The following is a 19,273-nucleotide window of genomic DNA, read 5'->3' on the forward strand; positions in this document are numbered from 1 at the left end:
GCGATAGCGGTGTGTCAGCTACACAGAGGTTGGCTGACCCGCCGCTATCGCAGGCAAGCCAGCTCCTACAGTTCCGAGCGTATTTCAAATCAGTCTAGTGTCGAACCGCTGATCGTCGTACCGCGCTCCGGGAAGAACAAGCGCTGCAGCTCCGCCCCCGGGTTCTCTGCGCGCATAAACGTCTCGCCCACCAGGAACGAGTACACACCACTGATTTCCATCAATTCCACATCGGCGCGATTGACGATGCCACTCTCGGTAATCACCAAGCGATCGCGCGGAATACGCGGCAGCAGGTCGAGGGTAGTTTCCAGGCTGACGTCGAAGGTATGCAGGTTACGGTTGTTGACGCCTACCAGCGGAGTATCGAGGGTCTTCAATGCGCGCTCCAGCTCGTCGCCGTCATGCACTTCGACCAGCACGTCCAGACCGACGCTCTTGGCCACGGCCGCCAGCTCGGCCATCTTCACGTCATCCAATGCCGAGACAATCAGCAACACGCAGTCGGCACCCAAGGCACGAGCTTCGACGATTTGGTACGGGTCGACCATGAAATCCTTGCGGATCACCGGCAGCTTGCACGCAGCGCGCGCCTGTTGCAGGAACGGGTCGGAACCCTGGAAGTAGTCAATATCCGTCAGCACAGACAAGCAGGTTGCCCCACCCTTCTCGTAACTGACGGCGATCTCAGCGGGTACGAAGTGTTCGCGAATCACGCCTTTGCTCGGCGAGGCCTTCTTGACCTCGGCGATCACGGCCGGCTGCTTGAGCTTGGCCTGGGCGATCAAGGCATTGGCAAAGCCGCGTGGCGCATCGGCGCTTTTCGCCTGGGCTTCCAACTCGGCCAGGCCCACGCGGGCGCGGCGCTCGGCCACTTCTTCAGCCTTACGGGCCAGGATCTTTTCCAGAACGGTTGGCACACTCATCCTTCATTCTCCATCTTGAATACGGCGGTGAATGCTCCCAGCTCTTCGAGCTTCTCACGAGCCAGGCCGGTGTGCAGCGCATCGTGGGCCAAGGCGACACCTTCCTTGAGACTATAGGCATGGTCGGCGGCGTAAAGTGCTGCGCCAGCGTTGAGCACAATCATTTCCGCAGCTTTCTGACCGTTTTCGGTCTTACGACGCCCCAGAGCATCACGAATCAACTCCAACGAAGCCGCCGGGCTTTCCACCGCCAGGCCGTGCAAGCTCTGGCTTTTCATACCCAGGTCTTCAGGTTCGACCCAATATTCGGTGACCTCGTCGTTCTTCAGCTCCGCCACGAAGGTCGGCGCCGCCAGGCTGAATTCGTCGAGGCCATCCTTGGAGTGCACCACCAGCACATGCTTGCTGCCCAAGCGTTGTAATACTTCGGCCAGCGGCCGGCACAGCGCCTGGCTGAACACGCCCACCACCTGATGCTTCACACCGGCCGGATTCGTAAGCGGGCCGAGCATGTTGAACAGGGTACGCAGGCCAAGGTCCTTGCGCGGGCCGGCAGCGTGCTTCATCGCGCCGTGATGGGACTGAGCAAACATGAAGCCAATGCCAACGCTGTCGATGCAGCGCGCTACTTGCACCGGCGTGAGGTTCAGGTAAATACCGGCAGCTTCCAGCAAGTCGGCACTGCCGCTCTTGCCAGACACCGCGCGGTTCCCGTGCTTGGCGACGGTGCAACCAGCGGCGGCCACCACGAAGGATGAGGCGGTCGACACGTTGAAAATATTCGCACCGTCACCGCCGGTGCCCACTACATCGACGACGCCGTCGAGGGTCTTGAGTTCGACCTTATCCGCCAGCTCACGCATCACCGACACCGCACCGACGATTTCGTCGATGCTTTCGCTCTTCATGCGCATCGCCATCATAAAAGCGCCGATCTGAGCATCGGTGCATTGACCGGTCATGATCTCGCGCATCACATCGCTCATTTCCGCGGTGCTCAGGTCCAGATGGCCGACGATACGGCTCAGGGCAGTCTTGATATCCATGAAAAGTCCTTAGCGCGTGCCGCCGCTCTGCTTGAGAAAGTTGGCGAACAGCTCGTAGCCCTGCTCGGTCAGGATTGATTCAGGGTGAAATTGCACCCCTTCGACGTTCAGTGTCTTGTGGCGCAGGCCCATGATCTCGTCGACCGAGCCGTCTTCCAATTGGGTCCAGGCGGTCAGTTCCAGGCATTCGGGCAAGGTTTCACGCTTGACCACCAGAGAGTGGTAACGGGTCACGGTCACCGGCAGGTTCAAGCCATGGAATACACCCAAATCCCGATGGAACACCGGGCTGGTCTTGCCGTGCATGACCTCGCGCGCGCGCACCACATCACCGCCAAACGCCTGGCCGATGGACTGATGGCCCAGGCAGACGCCCAGGATCGGCAGCTTGCCGGCGAAATACTGGATAGCTTCCAGAGAGATGCCCGCCTCGGTCGGCGTGCACGGGCCAGGCGAAACCACGATGCGCTCGGGGTTCAGCGCAGCGATTTCAGCAACGGTAAGTTCATCGTTGCGCACCACCTTGACCTCGGCACCCAGTTCGCCCAGGTACTGCACAACGTTGTAGGTAAAGGAGTCGTAGTTATCAATCATCAGCAACATGTGGGTTCAAACCTCTTGAATTCACTGATTTCAAATGACCGCCTTCCAAGCGTGTGACCCGCTGCCAGACGCACGTTCCGGTTGCCAGGGTGAGTTGGCAAGGGGCGTCAGACAACGGGTGAAGAAGGCAAATCGGTACAGGTCCGGCCAGGCCGGCAGAGAAAAATGTCAGGCGCGCCAACGCCAACGGGCGTGTGCCTTGACTACTCGCATCAAGAGTTTGCTGATGATCAACACGGGGAGGGTCTCATTCATACGTTCAGGCACAGTAACGTAGGCTCGCCAGCGGTGCAATATGGAGCCGCAAATACGGGGACGCAACGTAGGTGGATTCCGGATTTCCCTACAGAAAATGCCAGAAATTTTGCTAGTGTTTCACTTCCGACATAAAAACAACCCAATGGAATCTTGCATGCTCAGACCAGCGTTTTTCGCGCCCCTTGCCGGCTGCCTCCTATCATTGGCCTGCGCCCAGGCGTTCGCAGCCCCGTCACCTTATTCAACCATGGTGGTTTTCGGCGACAGCCTGGCGGATGCAGGCCAGTTTCCCGACGGTTCGGCCGGCGCCACATTGCGCTTTACCAACCGAACCGGGCCGACCTTCCAGGGTGAATACGGCCTGGTCTCATCGACCCTGCTGGGCACGAAACTGGGCGTCACTCCCAACGACCTGAATGCTTCCACCTCACCGGTCCGCGCAGCCCAGGGTTTGCCAGACGGCAACAACTGGGCAGTGGGTGGCTACCGTACCGACAATATCCTCGACTCCATTACCTCAGTCTCCAATGCTGCGATTCCCCCAGGCAACCCCGGGGGCGGCACTGTGTTGCGCAGTCGGCAGGGCTATCTGCCGGCTAATGGTGGGAGAGCCGACCCGAACGCACTTTACTTCCTTTCCGGTGGCGGCAATGACTTCCTGCAAGGCCGGGTACTCAGCCCCGCTCAAGCGGTCGCCGCCGGTGGCAGGCTGGCGGACAGCGCCCAGGCCCTGCAACAAGCCGGCGCGCGTTACATTATGGTGTGGATGCTACCCGACCTGGGCCTGACGCCGGCCATCAACGGCACCCCACAGCAAGCAGCGACTTCGGCCCTGAGCACTATTTTCAACCAGTCCCTGGTACAGCGTCTGTCACAAGTGGATGCACAGGTTATCCCGCTGAACATCCCGCTGCTGTTGAACGAGGCCTTCGCCGATCCAGCCCGCTTCGGCCTAGCCACCGGGCAGAACCTGACGGGCACCTGCTTCAGCGGTAACAGTTGCACCGCCAACCCAACCTATGGCATCGGCGGCACCAACCCGGACCCAACCAAGCTGATCTACAACGACTCGGTCCACCCTACCGTGGCCGGGCAACGCTTGATTGCCGACTACGCCTATTCGCTACTCGCCGCGCCGTGGGAACTGACCTTGCTGCCGGAAATGGCCCAAGGCACATTGCGCGCCCACCAGGACGAGTTGCGTAACCAATGGCAAGCAGACAACGGCAGCTGGCAAGCCGTCGGCCAATGGCGCGCCATAGTGGCCGGCGGAGGCCAACGCCTGGATTTCGATGATCAGAGCAGCTCGGCCAGTGGCGACGGCAGCGGCTATAACCTGAATATCGGTGGCAGCTACCGGCTCGATGAAAACTGGCGCGTAGGCGTTGCCGCCGGCCTGTATCGGCAGACTCTCGAAGCCGGCGCCAATGATTCGGACTACAAGCTCAACAGCTATATGGGCACGGCATTCGCTCAGTATCAGCAGAACCACTGGTGGGCCGATGCAGCATTGACCGGCGGCAAGCTGGACTTTGACAGCCTCAAACGCAAGTTTGCCCTGGGTGTCAGCGAAGGCTCGGAGAAAGGTGACACCGATGGCTGGCTCTGGGCCCTGAGCGGCCGCGTGGGGTATGACATCGCCGCGCCGGGCAGCGACTGGCACCTCTCGCCGTTCATCAGCGCCGATTACGCGCGGGTTGAAGTCAATGGTTACTCGGAGAAAAGCAGCCGCTCCACCGCCCTGACCTTTGACGATCAACAACGCGACTCCAAACGCCTGGGCGTCGGCCTGCAAGGCAGCTACCGCATCACGCCGCAAACCCAGGTTTTTGGCGAAGTGGCCCACGAGCATGAGTTTGAAAATGACACCCAGAAGGTGAACATTTCGCTCAACAGCGTGCAGGGGATCGACTTCAAGCTCGACGGGTATACGCCTCGCAGTAATTCTGACCGCTTGAGCCTGGGTGTCAGCCACAAGTTGACTCAGGACCTGGCGTTGCGGGCGGCGTATAACGTGAGAAAGGATGACAACTTGACCCAGCAAGGCATCAATGTCGGAGTCAGTCTGGATTTCTAAACAAATCCCAAGACCGGTGAAAAACTAATGTGGGAGCGGGCTTGCTCGCGAATACGGTGTATCAGTCACACATGTATCGACTGACACTCTGTATTCGCGAGCAAGCCCGCTCCCACATTTTTTATTCCAGCTTTAGTCTTGTGGAGTTTGCTCTGCCAATGCCACGGCACGGAACATCGCCCGACGCTTGTTGAGGGTTTCTTCCCATTCAAGGGCCGGCACCGAGTCTGCCACAATCCCGCCACCAGCTTGCACATGCAGCTCGCCGTTCTTGATCACCGCCGTGCGGATCGCAATGGCGGTATCCATATTGCCGTTCCAGGCGAAATACCCGACGGCGCCGCCATAGACACCGCGCTTGACCGGCTCCAGTTCGTCGATAATTTCCATCGCACGGATCTTCGGCGCCCCCGACAATGTGCCCGCCGGCAAAATCGCTCGCAGGGCGTCCATCGCCGTCAGCCCGGCCTTCAGCTCGCCGGTGACGTTGGACACGATATGCATCACATTGGAATACCGTTCGATGACCATCTTCTCGGTCAGTTTCACCGAGCCGATTTCCGAGACACGCCCGGTGTCATTGCGCCCCAGGTCGATCAGCATCAGGTGTTCGGCAATTTCCTTTTCGTCGCTGAGCAGGTCTTCTTCCAGCGCCACGTCGGCTTCTTCGGTCGCCCCTCGGGGGCGCGTGCCGGCAATCGGGCGCACGGTGATCAGGTTGTCTTCAACCCGCACCAGCACTTCCGGCGAACTGCCCACGACGTGGAAGTCGCCGAAGTTGAAGAAGTACATATACGGCGTCGGGTTGAAGCAACGCAGTGCGCGGTACAGGTCAATCGGTGCCGCCTTGAAGTCGATGGACATGCGTTGCGACGGCACCACTTGCATGCAGTCACCGGCAAGGATGTATTCCTTGATGGTATCGACGGCGCGCTCGTAGTCATCCTGGGTAAAGCTGGAGCGGAACACCGGGTCGGCCGCGGGGGGGCGGCTGAGGTCCAGGCCGCGACGCGGGGTGATCGGCTGGCGAAGTTTTTCCAGCAACGCTTCCAGGTTGGCCTGGCCTTGTTCGAAGGCATCAGCCTGGGCGGGGTCAGCGAGGACAATCGCATGCATCTTGCCGGCGAGGTTGTCGAACACCACCACCGCGTCGGACACCATCAGCAAAATGTCCGGCACCCCCAGCGGGTCCGGGTTCGGGCATTTGCCCAGGCGTTTTTCCACATAGCGCACGCAGTCATAGCCGAAGTACCCCACCAGACCGCCATTGAAGCGCGGCAGGCCAGCAATGGTCGGCACGTTGTAGCGCGCCTTGAAGGTTTCGACAAAGGCCAGCGGGTCTTCTACGTCATGGCTTTCGATCTCCACGCCGTCATGGGTGATGCTCACATGATGGTCGTGCACCCGCAGCACCGTGCGGCATGGCAGGCCAATGATCGAGTAACGGCCCCACTTCTCGCCGCCTTGTACCGACTCAAGCAGGTAAGAGTTGGGCTCATCGGCCAGCTTCAGGTAGATCGACAGCGGCGTATCGAAGTCGGCCAGGGTTTCGCAAGCCATGGGGATACGGTTGTAGCCGGCAGCGGCCAAACGCAGGAATTCTTCGCGGGTCATGAGGTGCCTCGTGGTGTGAGGGTCAAGTCAGGTAGGCAAACGTGCCGCACACGCGGCCTGGATCAGTCAGGCGCGCCAACGCCAGCGGGCCAGGGCCTTGATGACTTTCATCCAGAGTTTGCGAGTGACCACCACGATGGAATTTCCAGAAGGGGACGAATCAATGTCGGGCAACGTTATCTCAGCGCCCGCGCCCAAGCAACCGGGGATTAGCAGTCGCAGGTCATCAATGACCAGAGCGGGGGACTCCTCCGCAATCGGCCGGCCATGGTTGTAACCATAACTCAAGGCCACGCACTGCACGCCCGCCGCTTTAGCCGCCAACACATCACTGCGCGAATCGCCGACAAACAGCGACTGAGACGCCGGAATATTGGCCATTTTCATTACGAAAAACAGGGCCGCAGGGTCTGGTTTTTTCTGCGGCAAGGTATCGCCGCCGATAATCCAGCGGAAATAGCGCCCGATTTTCATCTGGTCCAACAACGGCGCAACGAAGCGCTCCGGCTTGTTGGTGATCAGGGCCATTTCCACGCCCTGCTTGCTCAACCACTTGAGGGTGTCACGCACGCCGGGGTAAACCACGGTCAGTTCGTGGCTGCTTTCGTAAGCGGCATTGAACAGCTCCAAGGCATGTTCTGCCTCGACCTCATCCACGCCCGTGGCATCGATGTCGTTGGCCAGGGCCCGGCGCACCAACATCGGCGCGCCATTGCCGACCCACTTGCGCACTGACTCGATGCCTGCCGGTTTGCGCCCCAGCTTGAGCAGCATCTGGTCCACCGCGGCCGCCAGGTCGGGCACCGAGTCGATCAAGGTACCGTCCAGATCGAACATCACCAGCCGTGGCAATTTGCCGGGGAACAACTGCTCAAAACCGCTCATGGACGCGCCAGCGCCAGTTCGGCACGCATCTTGTCAATGACGGCCTGGTAGTCCGGGGCATTGAAAATCGCCGAGCCGGCCACGAAGGTATCGGCACCCGCTGCGGCGATCTCACGGATATTGTTGACGTTAACGCCGCCGTCAATCTCCAGGCGAATGTCACGCCCCGACGCATCAATCAGCGCACGGGCCTCACGCAGCTTGTTCAAGGTGCCAGGGATGAACTTCTGCCCGCCGAAGCCTGGGTTGACGCTCATCAGCAAGACCATGTCGACCTTGTCCATCACGTACTCAAGCACGCTCAGCGGAGTGGCCGGGTTGAATACCAGGCCCGCCTTGCAGCCGCCTTCGCGGATCAGTTGCAAGGTGCGGTCAACGTGCAATGTAGCTTCCGGGTGGAAGGTGATGTAAGTCGCACCCGCCTCGATGAAGTCACCGACGATACGGTCTACCGGACTGACCATCAGGTGCGCATCAATCGGCGCGGTGATGCCGTACTTGCGCAACGCGGCGCACACCATCGGGCCGATGGTCAGGTTGGGTACGTAGTGGTTGTCCATGACATCGAAGTGCACGAAGTCGGCACCGGCGGCCAACACCTTGTCCACTTCCTCACCCAGGCGGGCGAAGTCGGCAGAGAGAATCGATGGAGCAATGACGAAGGGCTGCATGACGCACCTTTTTTGAGCTAAATCACGATGGCGCGCATTGTATACCTCATGCTTTGCTGCGCGCACCGTGACCTATCTCAACGGTTAGTAAGCTGCCCGGTAGATTTTTTCGATATCGGCGGCGCTGAGCTTGCGCGGGTTGTTACGCATCAAGCGTTCAATGCCTGCAGCTTCGCTGGCCATGGCCGGGATGGCGTCCTCGGGCACGCCGAAACTGCGCAGGCCGGACGGGATCTCCACTGCCGCACATAACCGCGTCATCGCCTCTACAGCCTGGTCGGCAGCGTCATTCACACTCAGCCCGGCGATATTGACGCCCATGGCCTGGGCGATGTCCTGCATACGCTCGACGCAGGCCAATTTGTTCCAGTGCATGACATACGGCAGCAACAGCGCATTACTGACGCCATGGGCAATATTGAAGCGCCCACCCAACGGGTACGCCAGCGCATGCACGGCACCGACGCCCGCGTTGCCAAAGGCCATGCCGGCCATCAGGCTGGCGGTGGCCATGTCGTCACGGGCCTGCAGGTTGGCCGGGTTGGCGTAAGCCTTGGGCAACGCGCTGGCAATCAATCTGATCGCACCGATGGCCAGGGCGTCGGTAATCGGCGAGGCATGCAGCGACAGGTAGGACTCGATGGCATGCACCAAGGCGTCCACGCCACTGGCGGCCGTGACACCTCGCGGGCAGGTCAAGGTCATTTGCGGGCTGATCAGCGCGACATCCGGCAGCAAGTAATCGCTGACGATGCCTTTTTTCAGCTGTGCAGCCTTGTCGGACAGTATCGCCACATTGGTCACCTCCGAGCCGGTACCGGCCGTGGTGGGGATGGCGATCAACGGCGGGCCTTTGCGCGGCACCTGATCGACGCCAAACAAGTCCGCCAGCGCGCCGTGATAACCGGCATAGGCCGCCACGCTCTTGGCGATGTCGATGGCACTGCCGCCGCCCACACCGATCAGGCCGTCATGCCCCCCTTCGCGGTACGCACGCATGCAGTCTTCGACGATGGCAATTTCCGGATCGGGCAGCACGCGGTCGAAGATTTCGTAGGCTCGATCACCCAGATGCTCCAAGGCCAGCGCCACGGTACCGGACTGGACCAGCGCGGCGTCAGTGACGATCAGTGGGTTATCCACATCCAGGCGCGTGAGTTCGGCAGCCAGTTGTTCGATGGCACCTGCACCGGTCAGCAGTTTGTGGGCGATCTTGAATGAGGAAGTACTCATGTGCGCGGCCTCTTATGAATGATGGGCTGGCACAAGAATAGCTGCCCCTGGCGTGTTGTCTGCCATTCATTGGTTGAATGGCCGCGCCGCGACCATCAAGACAGCTAACAAACCGCCGATAGCCTGTCGGTAGCGAGAACCGCGCCTCATACCCCTGACAAATACCGACCAACCCATTAGGCTGCTGGAATCACTTCTGGCCGGGAATCAACGATGCTTTTTCTTCACCGTTCGGCACTGCCAGCATTGTGCCTGTCACTGCTGTTTACCAGCGTCTTGCCTGTTCAGGCCGAGGATGCACCCTCGCCTGCCGTCGAAAAACCGGCTGAACGCCAGGCCTTGCCCGAGCGTAGCCAGCAAGAAGCCAGTGCGCTCGAACGGCAGGTGCCGCAGCAGGAGCAACAGCAATTGCAAGCTGGTAGCGATTCGTTCCTGGCGCTATGGAAACCCGCCAACAGCGCCGAAGCCGAGGGTGTGGTGATTCTCATACCAGGTGCCGGGGAGAACGCGGACTGGCCGCAGGCCATCGCGCCTCTGCGGCGCAAGTTACCGGACGCCGCCTGGGGTACCCTCAGCCTGTCATTGCCTGACGTCAGTGTGGACACCCTGCCGCCACGGCTCATCGAACCGCCGAAAGCGGCGGTCGATACCAGCAGCAAGGAAGGCAGCACCGCTGCCAAGCCGGTCGAACAGGCCGCCAGTGCCGAGGCCGAAGGCACTGACCCGGCGGTGGTGCCGGGGGCGGATGAGCAGGACAAGACCGACGCCAAGCGCATCTTCGACCGTATCGACGCCGCCGTCGCCTTCGCCCAGACCCAAAGCGCCCGCAGTGTGGTGTTGCTCGGCCATGGTACCGGGGCCTGGTGGGCGGCACGCTACCTCAGCGAGAAACAACCCTCCCAGGTGCAGAGGTTGGTGATGGTGGCCGGCAAGACGCCTGCGGCTCGCCAACCGGACCTGCAACAACTGGCGCCGGCCTTGAAGGTGCCCGCGGCGGATGTGTTCTATCAAGAGGGCGCCCAGGATCGCAAGAACGCCCTGGAGCGACTCCAGGCGGCCAAGCGCTCGAAGAATGACAGCTATAAGCAGGTGTCGCTCACGGCGTTACCCGGCAATAGCGCGGCGGAGCAAGAGCAGTTGTACCGCAGGGTTCGCGGGTGGCTGAGCCCGAAGGGCAGCGCAGACTGATCACATAGTCGACCATGTCGCACAACGATGTGGCAGGGGCAAGCCCCCTCCCACATGGCGTTGAGTGGCGATAGTCTCAACGAAAATCCCGCCGCTCGCGAATCAGCGCATAGGCGTTATGCAACTCTCGGGTTCGTTCGGTCGCCTCCCGCACTTGCGCGGGGCTGGCACCCGTGCCGGCGATCTTGTCCGGATGGTGACGGCTGAGCAGGCGGCGGTAGGCGCGCTTGATCACCGAAGGCTCAGTGGTTGCCGTCACCCCCAGGATACGCAACGCCTCCTGATAGGCACCGCCACGATTGGCCAATGGCTTGCGCTCCGGCGCGTAATCGGTCGCCAATGCCTGAAGCTGCTGTGGCGTCCAGCCCAACCACTTGCCCCACTGGTCGATCAGGTCGCGCTCGGCAGCATCCGCTCGACCGTCCGCCCACGCCATGCGCCAACAGGCGCGCAGCACGCCTTCCGCCGCATGGGGCTGCGTCTTGAGCACCCGCAGGTAACGGCGAACCCGGTCGCTGCCGGACTTGCCACGGTTGAAGGCGCTGATCGCGCGGCGCTGGGCCGGCTCACTCATGTCCAGTGCGCGCATCTCCTGGCGCGCTTGCTGGATATGTCCGTCGACAACCCGGCCATTACTCTTGGCCAGGCGTCCCAGCAGCACAAACAACAGTTCGTCGTTGCGCAAGGCCGGGCGCCCACCCAAGCGTTCACGCAACTGCGCCCAACTGTGCAGTTGCAGACGGCGATCCAGCGCCTGCCCCAGCAATGCCCCCAACAGAGCCCCCGGGATACTGGCAATGGCAAAGCCAGCCCCGGCGCCGATCAGCGTCCCTGGCCACAACATCCTACTGCCCCGCTGTCAGCAAGGTTTCGACCTGCGCCAATCGCTCCAGCGTCCCTACATCCACCCAGCGTCCTGCCATGTGCTCCCCCGTTACCAAACCTTTGGCCATGGCCTCGCGCAACAGCGGGGCCAGCTTGAAGGCACCGGCGCTGCAACCCGCGAACAATTTAGGGTCGAGCACTGAAATGCCACTGAAGGTCAGGTTATCGGCACCGGGCGCGGCATCATGAAGCACACCGTGATCCAGGTAGAAATCCCCGCCCGAGGGGTGGTGTGCTGGGTTGTCGACCATCACCAAGTGCGCCAGGCCCCGGATCGGCTGCTTGAGCTGGATGAAATCGTAGTCGGTCCATATATCGCCATTGACCACCAGAAACGGTTCGTCGCCCAGCAGCGGCAACGCCTGGAATATCCCACCCCCCGTTTCCAGCAGTTCACCCTCCGGCGAGTAGCGGATGCGCAGACCGAATTGGGCACCGTCGCCCAGGTAGCTTTCGATCTGCTCGCCGAGCCAGGCGTGGTTGATCACGATCTCGGTAAAGCCGGCCTTCGCCAAGGCTTCAAGGTGATACTCAATCAGCCGCTTGCCGCCGGCTTGCACCAGCGGCTTGGGCGTATGCAGGGTGAGCGGACGCATGCGCTCGCCCTTGCCCGCCGCCAGGATCATCGCCTTCATACGCTGGCCTCGGCAGGTTCGCGCAGGCTGGCGAGTAACTCGCCCAGGTCACTCAACTCGGGTCGGTCGGCCAGCACCGCTTCTATATAAGCAAAGAAACGCGGCACGTCGGCCAGGTAGCGTGGTTTGCCGTCGCGGTGGCAGATACGCGAAAAGATGCCGATAACCTTGAGGTGACGCTGCACGCCCATCAGGTCGCTGGCACGCAGGAACTCCTCAAAGTCGTCCTGTACTGGAATCCCCAACTGTCCGGCACGCTGCCAATAGCCACGCTGCCATTCGCGCACGCGGGCCTGGGGCCAACTGAGGAAGGCGTCCTTGAACAGGCAGGTGATGTCATAGGTCACCGGGCCGTAGACCGCGTCCTGGAAATCCAGCACGCCAGGGCTTGGCTCACTGATCATCAGGTTGCGCGGCATGTAGTCGCGGTGCACCAGCACCTTGGGCTGGGCCAGGGCGCTGTCGATCAACTGCTGGCTGGCACGTTGCCAGAGGGCTTGTTGCTCAGGGTCGAGGTCGATGCCCAAGTGACGGCGCACATACCATTCCGGGAACAGTTCCAGCTCGCGACGCAATAAAGCCACGTCATAGCTGGGCAACGGTGCATCCATCGGCAATTGCTGGAAAGCCAGCAGCGCGTCGATGGCATCGGCAAATAATTGGTCGGCATTTTCACCGTCAATCACGTCCAGATAGGTTTTTGTGCCTAGGTCATTGAGCAAAAGAAAGCCACGGGGCAAATCTTCTGCATAAATTTTTGGCACATTTATTCCCGATTTCGCGAGCAAATGCGCAATATCGACGAAAGGTTTGCAGTTTTCCTGGGGGGGTGGCGCGTCCATGACGACGAACGTATGGGCACCGCCCTCCCATCGGAAGTAACGCCTGAAACTCGCGTCGCTGCTGGCCGCGGTCAATGTGGCCGGGGGCACGGGGCCCCAGTCCTGAGCGTTGAAAAGAATCGGCAACTGCTCATCCAGCCAGACTTCCAGCTGTTGTAAACGTAGATCGTGCTCGGGCATTACAAGGGTCTCCGACGGCGCTAGCCGTCAAGCGGGGCATGCTTTATTATCACGCATCTTTTTCAGACCATCGAGAGGCGTGCGGCCCAAACCGCGGGCAGATGGCACGCAGGAAGCCCGGACTAATAAGATGGCATTGAAATCCCCCGCGTTTCGTAGAAAATTTCCGTTGCTGGTAACCGGCAGTCTGCTGGCCTTGCAACCTTTCGCCACCTCATTCGTGGTCGCCGCGGAACAGTATGACTGCTCAGTCTCTGCTTCGGGTGCCTGGGATTGTGCGTCGAAGACGGCCGCCGCCCCATTGCCACCGCGCCCGGTGCATGACGGTGCTGCCGTCAGCTCGGCCAACAGCACGCCGCAAGGCAAAGCTGGCGGCAGCGTCGACGCCGAGCCCAAGACCATGCTGGTCACCGAAGCCAAGGGCCGTGGCCTGCGCTCGCGCAGCGCCGACTACAGCCACCTGGACTGGGTACCTCGCGACAAGCTGACCGCAGCACAGTTGGCCGAAACCGGCCCTTACTGCGGCGGCGCGTACATCGAGCCGACTCGTCCTGGCATGAACGACAAGACGAACAAGAGCGATGCGCCGACCTTCATCGGCGCCAAGGTCTCGCGTTACGAGCAGGAGCAGCAAGTCGCTACCCTGGCCGGTGACGTGGTCATGCGCCAAGGCAGCATGCAACTGGAAGCGGACGAAGCCAGCCTGTACCAGGCTGAGAACCGTGGCGAACTAAATGGCAAGGTGCGCCTGCGCGACAACGGCGCCCTGATCGTGGGTGACCACGCTCAAGTCCAGCTCGACACCGGCGCCGCCCAGATCGATAACGCCGAATACGTGATGCACAAGTCACGCATCCGCGGTAACGCGCTGTACGCCAAGCGTGCAGAGAATGCGATCATCCGTCTCAAGGACGGTACGTACACCACCTGCGAGCCGGACAGCAACGCCTGGCAGCTCAAGGGCAACAACATCACGTTGAACCCGGCCACCGGTTTCGGTACGGCGACCAACGCGACGTTGCGCGTCAAGAACATCCCGATCCTGTACACCCCGTACATCTACTTCCCGATCGACGACCGTCGCCAATCCGGCTTCCTGCCGCCGAGCTTCAGCACCGGTGGGGAAACTGGCTTTACGCTGGTAACACCGTACTACTTCAACCTGGCGCCGAACTACGATGCCACGTTGTACCCGCAGTACATGACTAAACGTGGCTTGTTGATGGAAGGCGAGTTCCGCTATCTGACCAAGTCGAGTGAAGGGCAGTTTGGTGGGGCGTACCTCAACGACGATAATGACGAGCGCAAGAAGCAGACTGATTACGAAAAAACCCGCTATATGCTCAATTGGCAGCATAAGGGTGGGTTGGATTCGCGTCTGACGACCTTGGTTGATTACACCAAGATCAGTGATCCGTTCTATTTCCAGGATTTGAAGTCCTATCAGGAAGGCGTTCAGAGCCAGGACTTCCTGAACCAACAGGGTACCGTGAGCTACCGTGGCGACAGCTACCAGGCTGCCGTGAACTTGCAGTCGTACCAGTTGGCGACGATTTCCCAAATCACGCCATATGATCGACTACCGCAGATCACCTTTAACGGTACGCTCCCGTTTCAACCGGCGGGGCTGAACTTCTCTTATGAGACCGAAGCAGTCAGGTTTGATCGTGACCTGCGTAGCGGCAGAGTGCTCGACAAAGATGGCGGCCCGTTCGATCCTGTAACGGGCCTTCTCGGTGAAAAGCGTCTGGATGACAACGTAACAGGTTTGACCCGTGCAAACGGTACCCGTCTGAACGTTGCTCCAGCTGTCTCTTACCCGATGAACTGGAGCTACGGCTTTATCACGCCGAAGTTGAAGTACGTCTATACCAAGTATGATTTGGATCTTGATGGTAAAGGTAAAGATCAAATGGCCAAGGCTGGCCAGACATTTAACAGCTCACAAGATCGTTCTGTGCCTATTGCCAGCATCGACAGCGGCCTGTACTTCGACCGCACGACCAATTGGTTCGGCAAAGACTACAACCAGACCCTCGAACCTCGCGCGTTCTACCTCTACGTGCCGAACAAAGACCAAAGTGACATCCCGGTCTTCGACACCAGCGAAAACTCTTTCAGCTACTCCTCGCTGTTCCGGGATAACCGTTTCAGTGGTTCTGACCGTATCGGTGACGAGAACAAGCTGTCCTTTGGGCTTACCAGCCGTTGGATCGAAGAAAATGGCTTCGAACGTCAGCGTGCATCGATTGGTCAAGCGATGTACTTCAAGGATCGCGAAGTTCAATTGCCAGGGGTAGATGCCAAGACACGTGATGATGCGCACTCGAACGTATCTCCTGTTGCACTGGAGTACGAGTTCCGCTTCAACCGCGACTGGCGCGCCACAGCCGACTACAACTGGGATACCGAGACCCATAGTCCTCGCTCCGGCAGCGCAATGTTCCACTACCAGCCGGAAGACAATCCGAACAAGGTCGTCAACCTGGGCTACCGCTATCGCAACGACCAGGTTGTCTACAACCAGCTGACCGGCAAATGGCAGTTTGGCGGCGACTTTGGCCAGGAAGGTGACAAAGATTTCGTGAAGGATTACTACAAAATCCAACAACACGACTTCTCGATGATGTGGCCGATTGTTCCTCAGTGGAACCTGATCACCCGCTGGCAGTACGACTATGCCCGCAACCGTACCCTGGAAGCCTTCGGTGGTTTCGAGTACGACAACTGCTGCTGGAAACTGCGCGTCATCAACCGTTACTGGGTTTCCAACGACGAATACACGCAGCTCGCCCCTCAGAACGAAAAGGGTGACCACGGGCTCTTCTTCCAGATCGTCCTTAAAGGACTCGGCGGCCTGACCGGCGCCAAGGTAGAGAGCTTCCTCGACAAAGGCATTGAAGGTTATCGTGAACGTGAAGACAAAGCTTTCTGAGTGTTTGCGCCCGCTAGTGCTGGGCGCGCTGTTCCTGGGTACTGTTTCGGCACACGCCGCGGTTCAACAGCTGGATAAAGTAGCGGCCATCGTCGACAACGACGTGATCATGCAGAGCCAGCTGGACCAACGGGTCAAGGAAGTTCAGCAAACCATCGCCAAGCGTGGCGGTGGTGTGCCACCGAGCAGCGTCCTGGAACCCCAGGTGCTGGAGCGTCTGATCGTCGAGAACCTGCAATTGCAGATTGGCGACCGTTCTGGCATCCGTATTTCAGACGAAGAATTGAACCAGGCCGTTGGCACCATCGCCCAGCGTAACAACATGAGCATTGATCAGTTCCGCGCCGCCCTGGCTCGCGATGGTTTGTCCTACGAGGACGCCCGTGACCAGATCAAGCGCGAAATGATCATCAGCCGTGTGCGCCAGCGCCGTGTGGCCGAGCGGGTTCAGGTGTCCGAGCAGGAAGTGAAGAACTTCCTGGCCTCGGACCTGGGCAAGATGCAGCTCTCCGAAGAGTTGCACTTGGCCAATATCCTGATCCCAACCCCGGACGGAGCCAACTCTGAGCAGCTTAATGCCGCCGCCGCTAAAACCCAGGCGATCTATGAGCGCCTCAAAGCGGGTGCAGATTTTGCCCAGATGGCCATTGCTCAGTCCGGCAGCGACAACGCCCTCGAAGGCGGTGACATGGGCTGGCGTAAAGCCGCTCAATTGCCACCTCCGTTTGATCGCGAATTGAGCGCCATGGAAGTCGGTGGCATTACCCAGCCAGCCCGCACCCCGGGTGGCTTCATCATCCTGAAGCTGCTGGAACGTCGCGGTGGCGAGACTTCGCTGAAAGACGAAGTCCATGTTCGTCACATCCTGGTCAAACCGAGCGAAATCCGCACTGAGGCACAAACCAAGGAACTGGCCCAGAAGATCTACGACCGCATTGAAAGCGGTGAAGACTTCGCCACCCTGGCTAAAAGCTTCTCGGAAGACCCAGGTTCTGCCCTTAACGGCGGCGACCTGAACTGGATCGACCCGAAAGCTCTGGTGCCTGAGTTCCAGCAGGTTATGGCCGAGACACCGCAAGGCGTATTGTCCAAGCCGTTCAAGACTCAGTACGGCTGGCATGTGCTGGAAGTGCTTGGCCGTCGCGCCACGGACAACACCACCCAGGCCCGCGAGCAGCAAGCCCTGAGCGTACTGCGTAACCGCAAATACGACGAAGAGCTGCAAACCTGGCTGCGTCAGATCCGTGACGAAGCGTATGTAGAGAACAAGCTGCCAGGCGCCGAGCAAACAGGCACCGACCAGGCACCCCAGTGAAACCCCAGCGTTTCGCGGTGACACCCGGCGAGCCAGCCGGCATTGGTCCAGACCTGTGCCTGCTGCTCGCCTCGCAACCCCAGCCACACCCCCTGATTGCCATTACCAGCCGCGACCTGCTCCTTGAGCGGGCCGCGCAACTGGGTGTGGCCGTCAACCTGCTGGACGTGGCGCCGGGCAACTGGCCCGACCTGCCGGCCCCCGCCGGCAGCCTGTATGTGTGGGACACCCCGCTGCAAGCCAAAGTGGTTGCAGGGCAGTTGAATACGGCCAACGCGGCATTTGTGCTGGAGACGTTGACCCGTGCGGGCCAAGGCTGCATCGACGGCGACTTCGCCGGCATGATTACCGCGCCGGTGCACAAAGGTGTGATCAACGAATCCGGTATCGCCTTTTCCGGCCATACCGAATTCCTCGCGGAACTGACCCATACCGCTCAAGTGGTGATGATGCTCGCCACCCGCGGCCTGCGTGTGGCGCTGGTGACCACCCACTTGCCGCTGCGTGAAATCGCCGATGCCATCACTGCCGAGCGTGTGGAGCGTGTCACGCGCATCCTGCACAGCGACCTGCAACACAAATTCGGCATTGCCCAACCGCGTATCCTGGTCTGTGGGCTTAACCCCCACGCCGGTGAAGGCGGCCACTTGGGCCATGAAGAAATCGACATCATTGAACCGACATTAGAGCGCCTGCGCCAAGAAGGCATGGACCTACGCGGCCCATTGCCTGCAGACACTCTGTTCACCCCCAAATATCTGGAGCACTGCGACGCAGTGCTGGCGATGTACCACGACCAGGGGCTGCCCGTGCTGAAATACAAAGGCTTCGGCGCCGCAGTCAACGTGACACTGGGCCTGCCGATCATCCGCACTTCCGTCGACCATGGCACCGCCCTGGACCTCGCAGGCAGCGGCAAGATCGATACCGGCAGCCTGCACGTGGCCCTGGAAACCGCCTATCAGATGGCCGAGACCCGTATATGACTGAGCATTACCAACACCGGGCGCGCAAGCGCTTCGGGCAGAACTTCCTGCATGACGCTGGCGTAATCGATCGCATCCTGCGCTCCATCCATGCCAAGCCAGAAGACCGCCTGCTGGAAATCGGCCCAGGCCAGGGCGCGCTGACCCAGGGCCTGCTGGCCAGCGGCGGGCAACTGGACGTCGTGGAACTGGACAAGGACCTGATCCCGATCCTCAACCAGCAGTTCGCCGGCAAAACCAACTTCAACCTGCACCAGGGCGACGCGCTGAAGTTCGACTTCAACAGCCTTGGCGCTGCGCCCAACAGCCTGCGGGTGGTGGGTAACCTGCCGTACAACATCTCCACGCCGCTGATTTTTCACCTGCTGAACAACGCCGGGATCATCCGCGACATGCACTTCATGCTGCAAAAGGAAGTGGTGGAGCGCCTGGCCGCAGGCCCTGGCGGTGGTGACTGGGGCCGCTTGTCGATCATGGTCCAGTATCACTGCCGCGTAGAGCACCTGTTCAACGTCGGCCCGGGCGCGTTCAACCCGCCACCGAAGGTCGATTCAGCCATCGTGCGCCTGGTGCCGCATGCCGTACTGCCGCACCCGGCCAAGGATCACAAACTGCTGGAACGTGTGGTACGCGAAGCGTTCAACCAACGCCGCAAGACCTTGCGTAACACACTCAAAGCCCTGCTGAGCAATGCTGAAATCGAAGCCGCCGGCGTCGACGGCGGCCTGCGCCCCGAGCAACTGGACCTGGCCGCGTTCGTGCGCCTGGCTGACCAGCTTGCCATCCAGCCAGCGCCAACAGCGCAATAGGGTTCAACACCCTCCAATGTGGGAGCGGGCTTGCTCGCGAATGCGGTGGATCAGTTATAGATCAGTTGACTGACGCACCGCATTCGCGAGCAAGCCCGCTCCCACAGGTTCAACCGCGTTACGTTGATAGAGTCGTTTCATCAAGTTCAAGAGCCCAGACAGCATGTCTGGCCTAGTGCCCACCT

16 protein-coding genes are annotated in these 19,273 nt (G+C 60.3%); 6 read left to right on the forward strand and 10 right to left on the reverse strand.

The genetic code is table 11. The features are described 5' to 3' along the window. Positions 1-89 precede the first annotated feature (89 nt). From trpC to AB9N64_RS14910, 3 genes are read right to left on the reverse strand one after another with little or no spacing between them, the layout of a single operon-like run. A complete protein-coding gene (trpC, locus tag AB9N64_RS14900) occupies positions 90-926 on the reverse strand; it encodes an indole-3-glycerol phosphate synthase TrpC (protein WP_371359495.1) in 837 nt (278 codons plus the stop codon). Continuing rightward, positions 923-1,972 carry an anthranilate phosphoribosyltransferase gene (trpD, locus tag AB9N64_RS14905; RefSeq protein ID WP_003194694.1) on the reverse strand — a complete coding sequence of 350 codons (1,050 nt, stop codon included), beginning with the start codon at positions 1,970-1,972 and terminating at the stop codon, positions 923-925. The genes trpC and trpD overlap by 4 nt, the downstream gene beginning before the upstream one ends. A gap of 9 nt (positions 1,973-1,981) precedes the next feature. Beyond that, on the reverse strand, positions 1,982-2,575 hold the full coding sequence (locus tag AB9N64_RS14910) for an aminodeoxychorismate/anthranilate synthase component II (RefSeq protein ID WP_014720169.1): 594 nt from the start codon (positions 2,573-2,575) through the stop codon (positions 1,982-1,984). Between the two features lie 412 nt (positions 2,576-2,987). Between AB9N64_RS14910 and estP the strand changes: the two genes are divergently transcribed. Beyond that, on the forward strand, positions 2,988-4,910 hold the full coding sequence (estP, locus tag AB9N64_RS14915; protein WP_060766709.1) for an esterase EstP: 1,923 nt from the start codon (positions 2,988-2,990) through the stop codon (positions 4,908-4,910). A 132-nt stretch (positions 4,911-5,042) separates the two neighbouring features. On the opposite strand, the gene trpE is transcribed toward estP, so the two are convergent. The 4 genes from trpE to AB9N64_RS14935 all read right to left on the reverse strand — a co-directional run bounded on the left by trpE (position 5,043) and on the right by AB9N64_RS14935 (position 9,313). Further along, positions 5,043-6,524, reverse strand: a complete 1,482-nt coding sequence (gene trpE, locus AB9N64_RS14920) for an anthranilate synthase component I (protein ID WP_020302182.1) — start codon at positions 6,522-6,524, stop codon at positions 5,043-5,045. 66 nt (positions 6,525-6,590) lie between these two features. After that, a complete protein-coding gene (locus AB9N64_RS14925) occupies positions 6,591-7,409 on the reverse strand; it encodes a phosphoglycolate phosphatase (RefSeq protein ID WP_014720172.1) in 819 nt (272 codons plus the stop codon). Next, positions 7,406-8,080 carry a ribulose-phosphate 3-epimerase gene (rpe, locus tag AB9N64_RS14930; protein WP_003194703.1) on the reverse strand — a complete coding sequence of 225 codons (675 nt, stop codon included), beginning with the start codon at positions 8,078-8,080 and terminating at the stop codon, positions 7,406-7,408. The genes AB9N64_RS14925 and rpe overlap by 4 nt, the downstream gene beginning before the upstream one ends. Before the next feature lie 84 nt (positions 8,081-8,164). Further along, the gene (locus AB9N64_RS14935; protein ID WP_014720173.1) at positions 8,165-9,313 is read right to left on the reverse strand and encodes an iron-containing alcohol dehydrogenase; all 1,149 of its coding nucleotides are present in this window, start codon (positions 9,311-9,313) and stop codon (positions 8,165-8,167) included. 213 nt (positions 9,314-9,526) lie between these two features. Between AB9N64_RS14935 and AB9N64_RS14940 the strand changes: the two genes are divergently transcribed. Then, on the forward strand, positions 9,527-10,501 hold the full coding sequence (locus AB9N64_RS14940) for an alpha/beta hydrolase family protein (protein WP_371359496.1): 975 nt from the start codon (positions 9,527-9,529) through the stop codon (positions 10,499-10,501). 76 nt (positions 10,502-10,577) lie between these two features. Here AB9N64_RS14940 and AB9N64_RS14945 read toward each other — a convergent pair whose 3' ends face one another. The 3 genes from AB9N64_RS14945 to AB9N64_RS14955 are packed head-to-tail and all read right to left on the reverse strand — an operon-like array spanning position 10,578 to position 13,043. Then, entirely contained in the window at positions 10,578-11,345 is a 768-nt protein-coding gene (locus AB9N64_RS14945) for a TerB family tellurite resistance protein (RefSeq protein ID WP_014720175.1), read from the reverse strand. A gap of 1 nt (position 11,346) precedes the next feature. After that, on the reverse strand, positions 11,347-12,021 hold the full coding sequence (murU, locus tag AB9N64_RS14950) for an N-acetylmuramate alpha-1-phosphate uridylyltransferase MurU (RefSeq protein ID WP_371359497.1): 675 nt from the start codon (positions 12,019-12,021) through the stop codon (positions 11,347-11,349). Then, positions 12,018-13,043 carry an aminoglycoside phosphotransferase family protein gene (locus tag AB9N64_RS14955; protein WP_014720177.1) on the reverse strand — a complete coding sequence of 342 codons (1,026 nt, stop codon included), beginning with the start codon at positions 13,041-13,043 and terminating at the stop codon, positions 12,018-12,020. The genes murU and AB9N64_RS14955 overlap by 4 nt, the downstream gene beginning before the upstream one ends. 130 nt (positions 13,044-13,173) lie before the next feature. Between AB9N64_RS14955 and AB9N64_RS14960 the strand changes: the two genes are divergently transcribed. Genes AB9N64_RS14960 through rsmA form a run of 4 tightly spaced genes read left to right on the forward strand, consistent with a single transcriptional unit; the run spans position 13,174 to position 19,088 of the window. After that, entirely contained in the window at positions 13,174-15,978 is a 2,805-nt protein-coding gene (locus AB9N64_RS14960) for an LPS-assembly protein LptD (RefSeq protein WP_371359498.1), read from the forward strand. After that, positions 15,959-17,293 (forward strand): peptidylprolyl isomerase, encoded by a 1,335-nt coding sequence (locus AB9N64_RS14965; RefSeq protein ID WP_137271085.1) that lies wholly within the window; start codon positions 15,959-15,961, stop codon positions 17,291-17,293. The genes AB9N64_RS14960 and AB9N64_RS14965 overlap by 20 nt, the downstream gene beginning before the upstream one ends. Further along, positions 17,290-18,279, forward strand: coding sequence for a 4-hydroxythreonine-4-phosphate dehydrogenase PdxA (pdxA, locus tag AB9N64_RS14970; protein WP_003194722.1), 990 nt, complete (start codon positions 17,290-17,292; stop codon positions 18,277-18,279). Before AB9N64_RS14965 ends, pdxA begins: the two co-directional genes overlap by 4 nt. After that, positions 18,276-19,088, forward strand: coding sequence for a 16S rRNA (adenine(1518)-N(6)/adenine(1519)-N(6))-dimethyltransferase RsmA (rsmA, locus tag AB9N64_RS14975; RefSeq protein ID WP_020302176.1), 813 nt, complete (start codon positions 18,276-18,278; stop codon positions 19,086-19,088). The genes pdxA and rsmA overlap by 4 nt, the downstream gene beginning before the upstream one ends. Positions 19,089-19,273 lie beyond the last annotated feature (185 nt).

Source organism: Pseudomonas sp. KT_2_4 (genome assembly GCF_041410225.1).
GTDB classification, from domain to species: Bacteria; Pseudomonadota; Gammaproteobacteria; order Pseudomonadales; family Pseudomonadaceae; genus Aquipseudomonas; species Aquipseudomonas paracarnis.

Excerpts from the sequence above, each read along its gene's own strand:
- trpC (WP_371359495.1), bottom strand. The coding sequence starts at position 926 with ATGAGTGTGCCAACCGTTCTGGAAAAGATCCTGGCCCGTAAGGCTGAA.
- trpD (WP_003194694.1), bottom strand. The coding sequence starts at position 1,972 with ATGGATATCAAGACTGCCCTGAGCCGTATCGTCGGCCATCTGGACCTG.
- AB9N64_RS14910 (WP_014720169.1), bottom strand. The coding sequence starts at position 2,575 with ATGTTGCTGATGATTGATAACTACGACTCCTTTACCTACAACGTTGTG.
- estP (WP_060766709.1), top strand. The coding sequence starts at position 2,988 with ATGCTCAGACCAGCGTTTTTCGCGCCCCTTGCCGGCTGCCTCCTATCA.
- trpE (WP_020302182.1), bottom strand. The coding sequence starts at position 6,524 with ATGACCCGCGAAGAATTCCTGCGTTTGGCCGCTGCCGGCTACAACCGT.
- AB9N64_RS14925 (WP_014720172.1), bottom strand. The coding sequence starts at position 7,409 with ATGAGCGGTTTTGAGCAGTTGTTCCCCGGCAAATTGCCACGGCTGGTG.
- rpe (WP_003194703.1), bottom strand. The coding sequence starts at position 8,080 with ATGCAGCCCTTCGTCATTGCTCCATCGATTCTCTCTGCCGACTTCGCC.
- AB9N64_RS14935 (WP_014720173.1), bottom strand. The coding sequence starts at position 9,313 with ATGAGTACTTCCTCATTCAAGATCGCCCACAAACTGCTGACCGGTGCA.
- AB9N64_RS14940 (WP_371359496.1), top strand. The coding sequence starts at position 9,527 with ATGCTTTTTCTTCACCGTTCGGCACTGCCAGCATTGTGCCTGTCACTG.
- AB9N64_RS14945 (WP_014720175.1), bottom strand. The coding sequence starts at position 11,345 with ATGTTGTGGCCAGGGACGCTGATCGGCGCCGGGGCTGGCTTTGCCATT.
- murU (WP_371359497.1), bottom strand. The coding sequence starts at position 12,021 with ATGAAGGCGATGATCCTGGCGGCGGGCAAGGGCGAGCGCATGCGTCCG.
- AB9N64_RS14955 (WP_014720177.1), bottom strand. The coding sequence starts at position 13,043 with ATGCCCGAGCACGATCTACGTTTACAACAGCTGGAAGTCTGGCTGGAT.
- AB9N64_RS14960 (WP_371359498.1), top strand. The coding sequence starts at position 13,174 with ATGGCATTGAAATCCCCCGCGTTTCGTAGAAAATTTCCGTTGCTGGTA.
- rsmA (WP_020302176.1), top strand. The coding sequence starts at position 18,276 with ATGACTGAGCATTACCAACACCGGGCGCGCAAGCGCTTCGGGCAGAAC.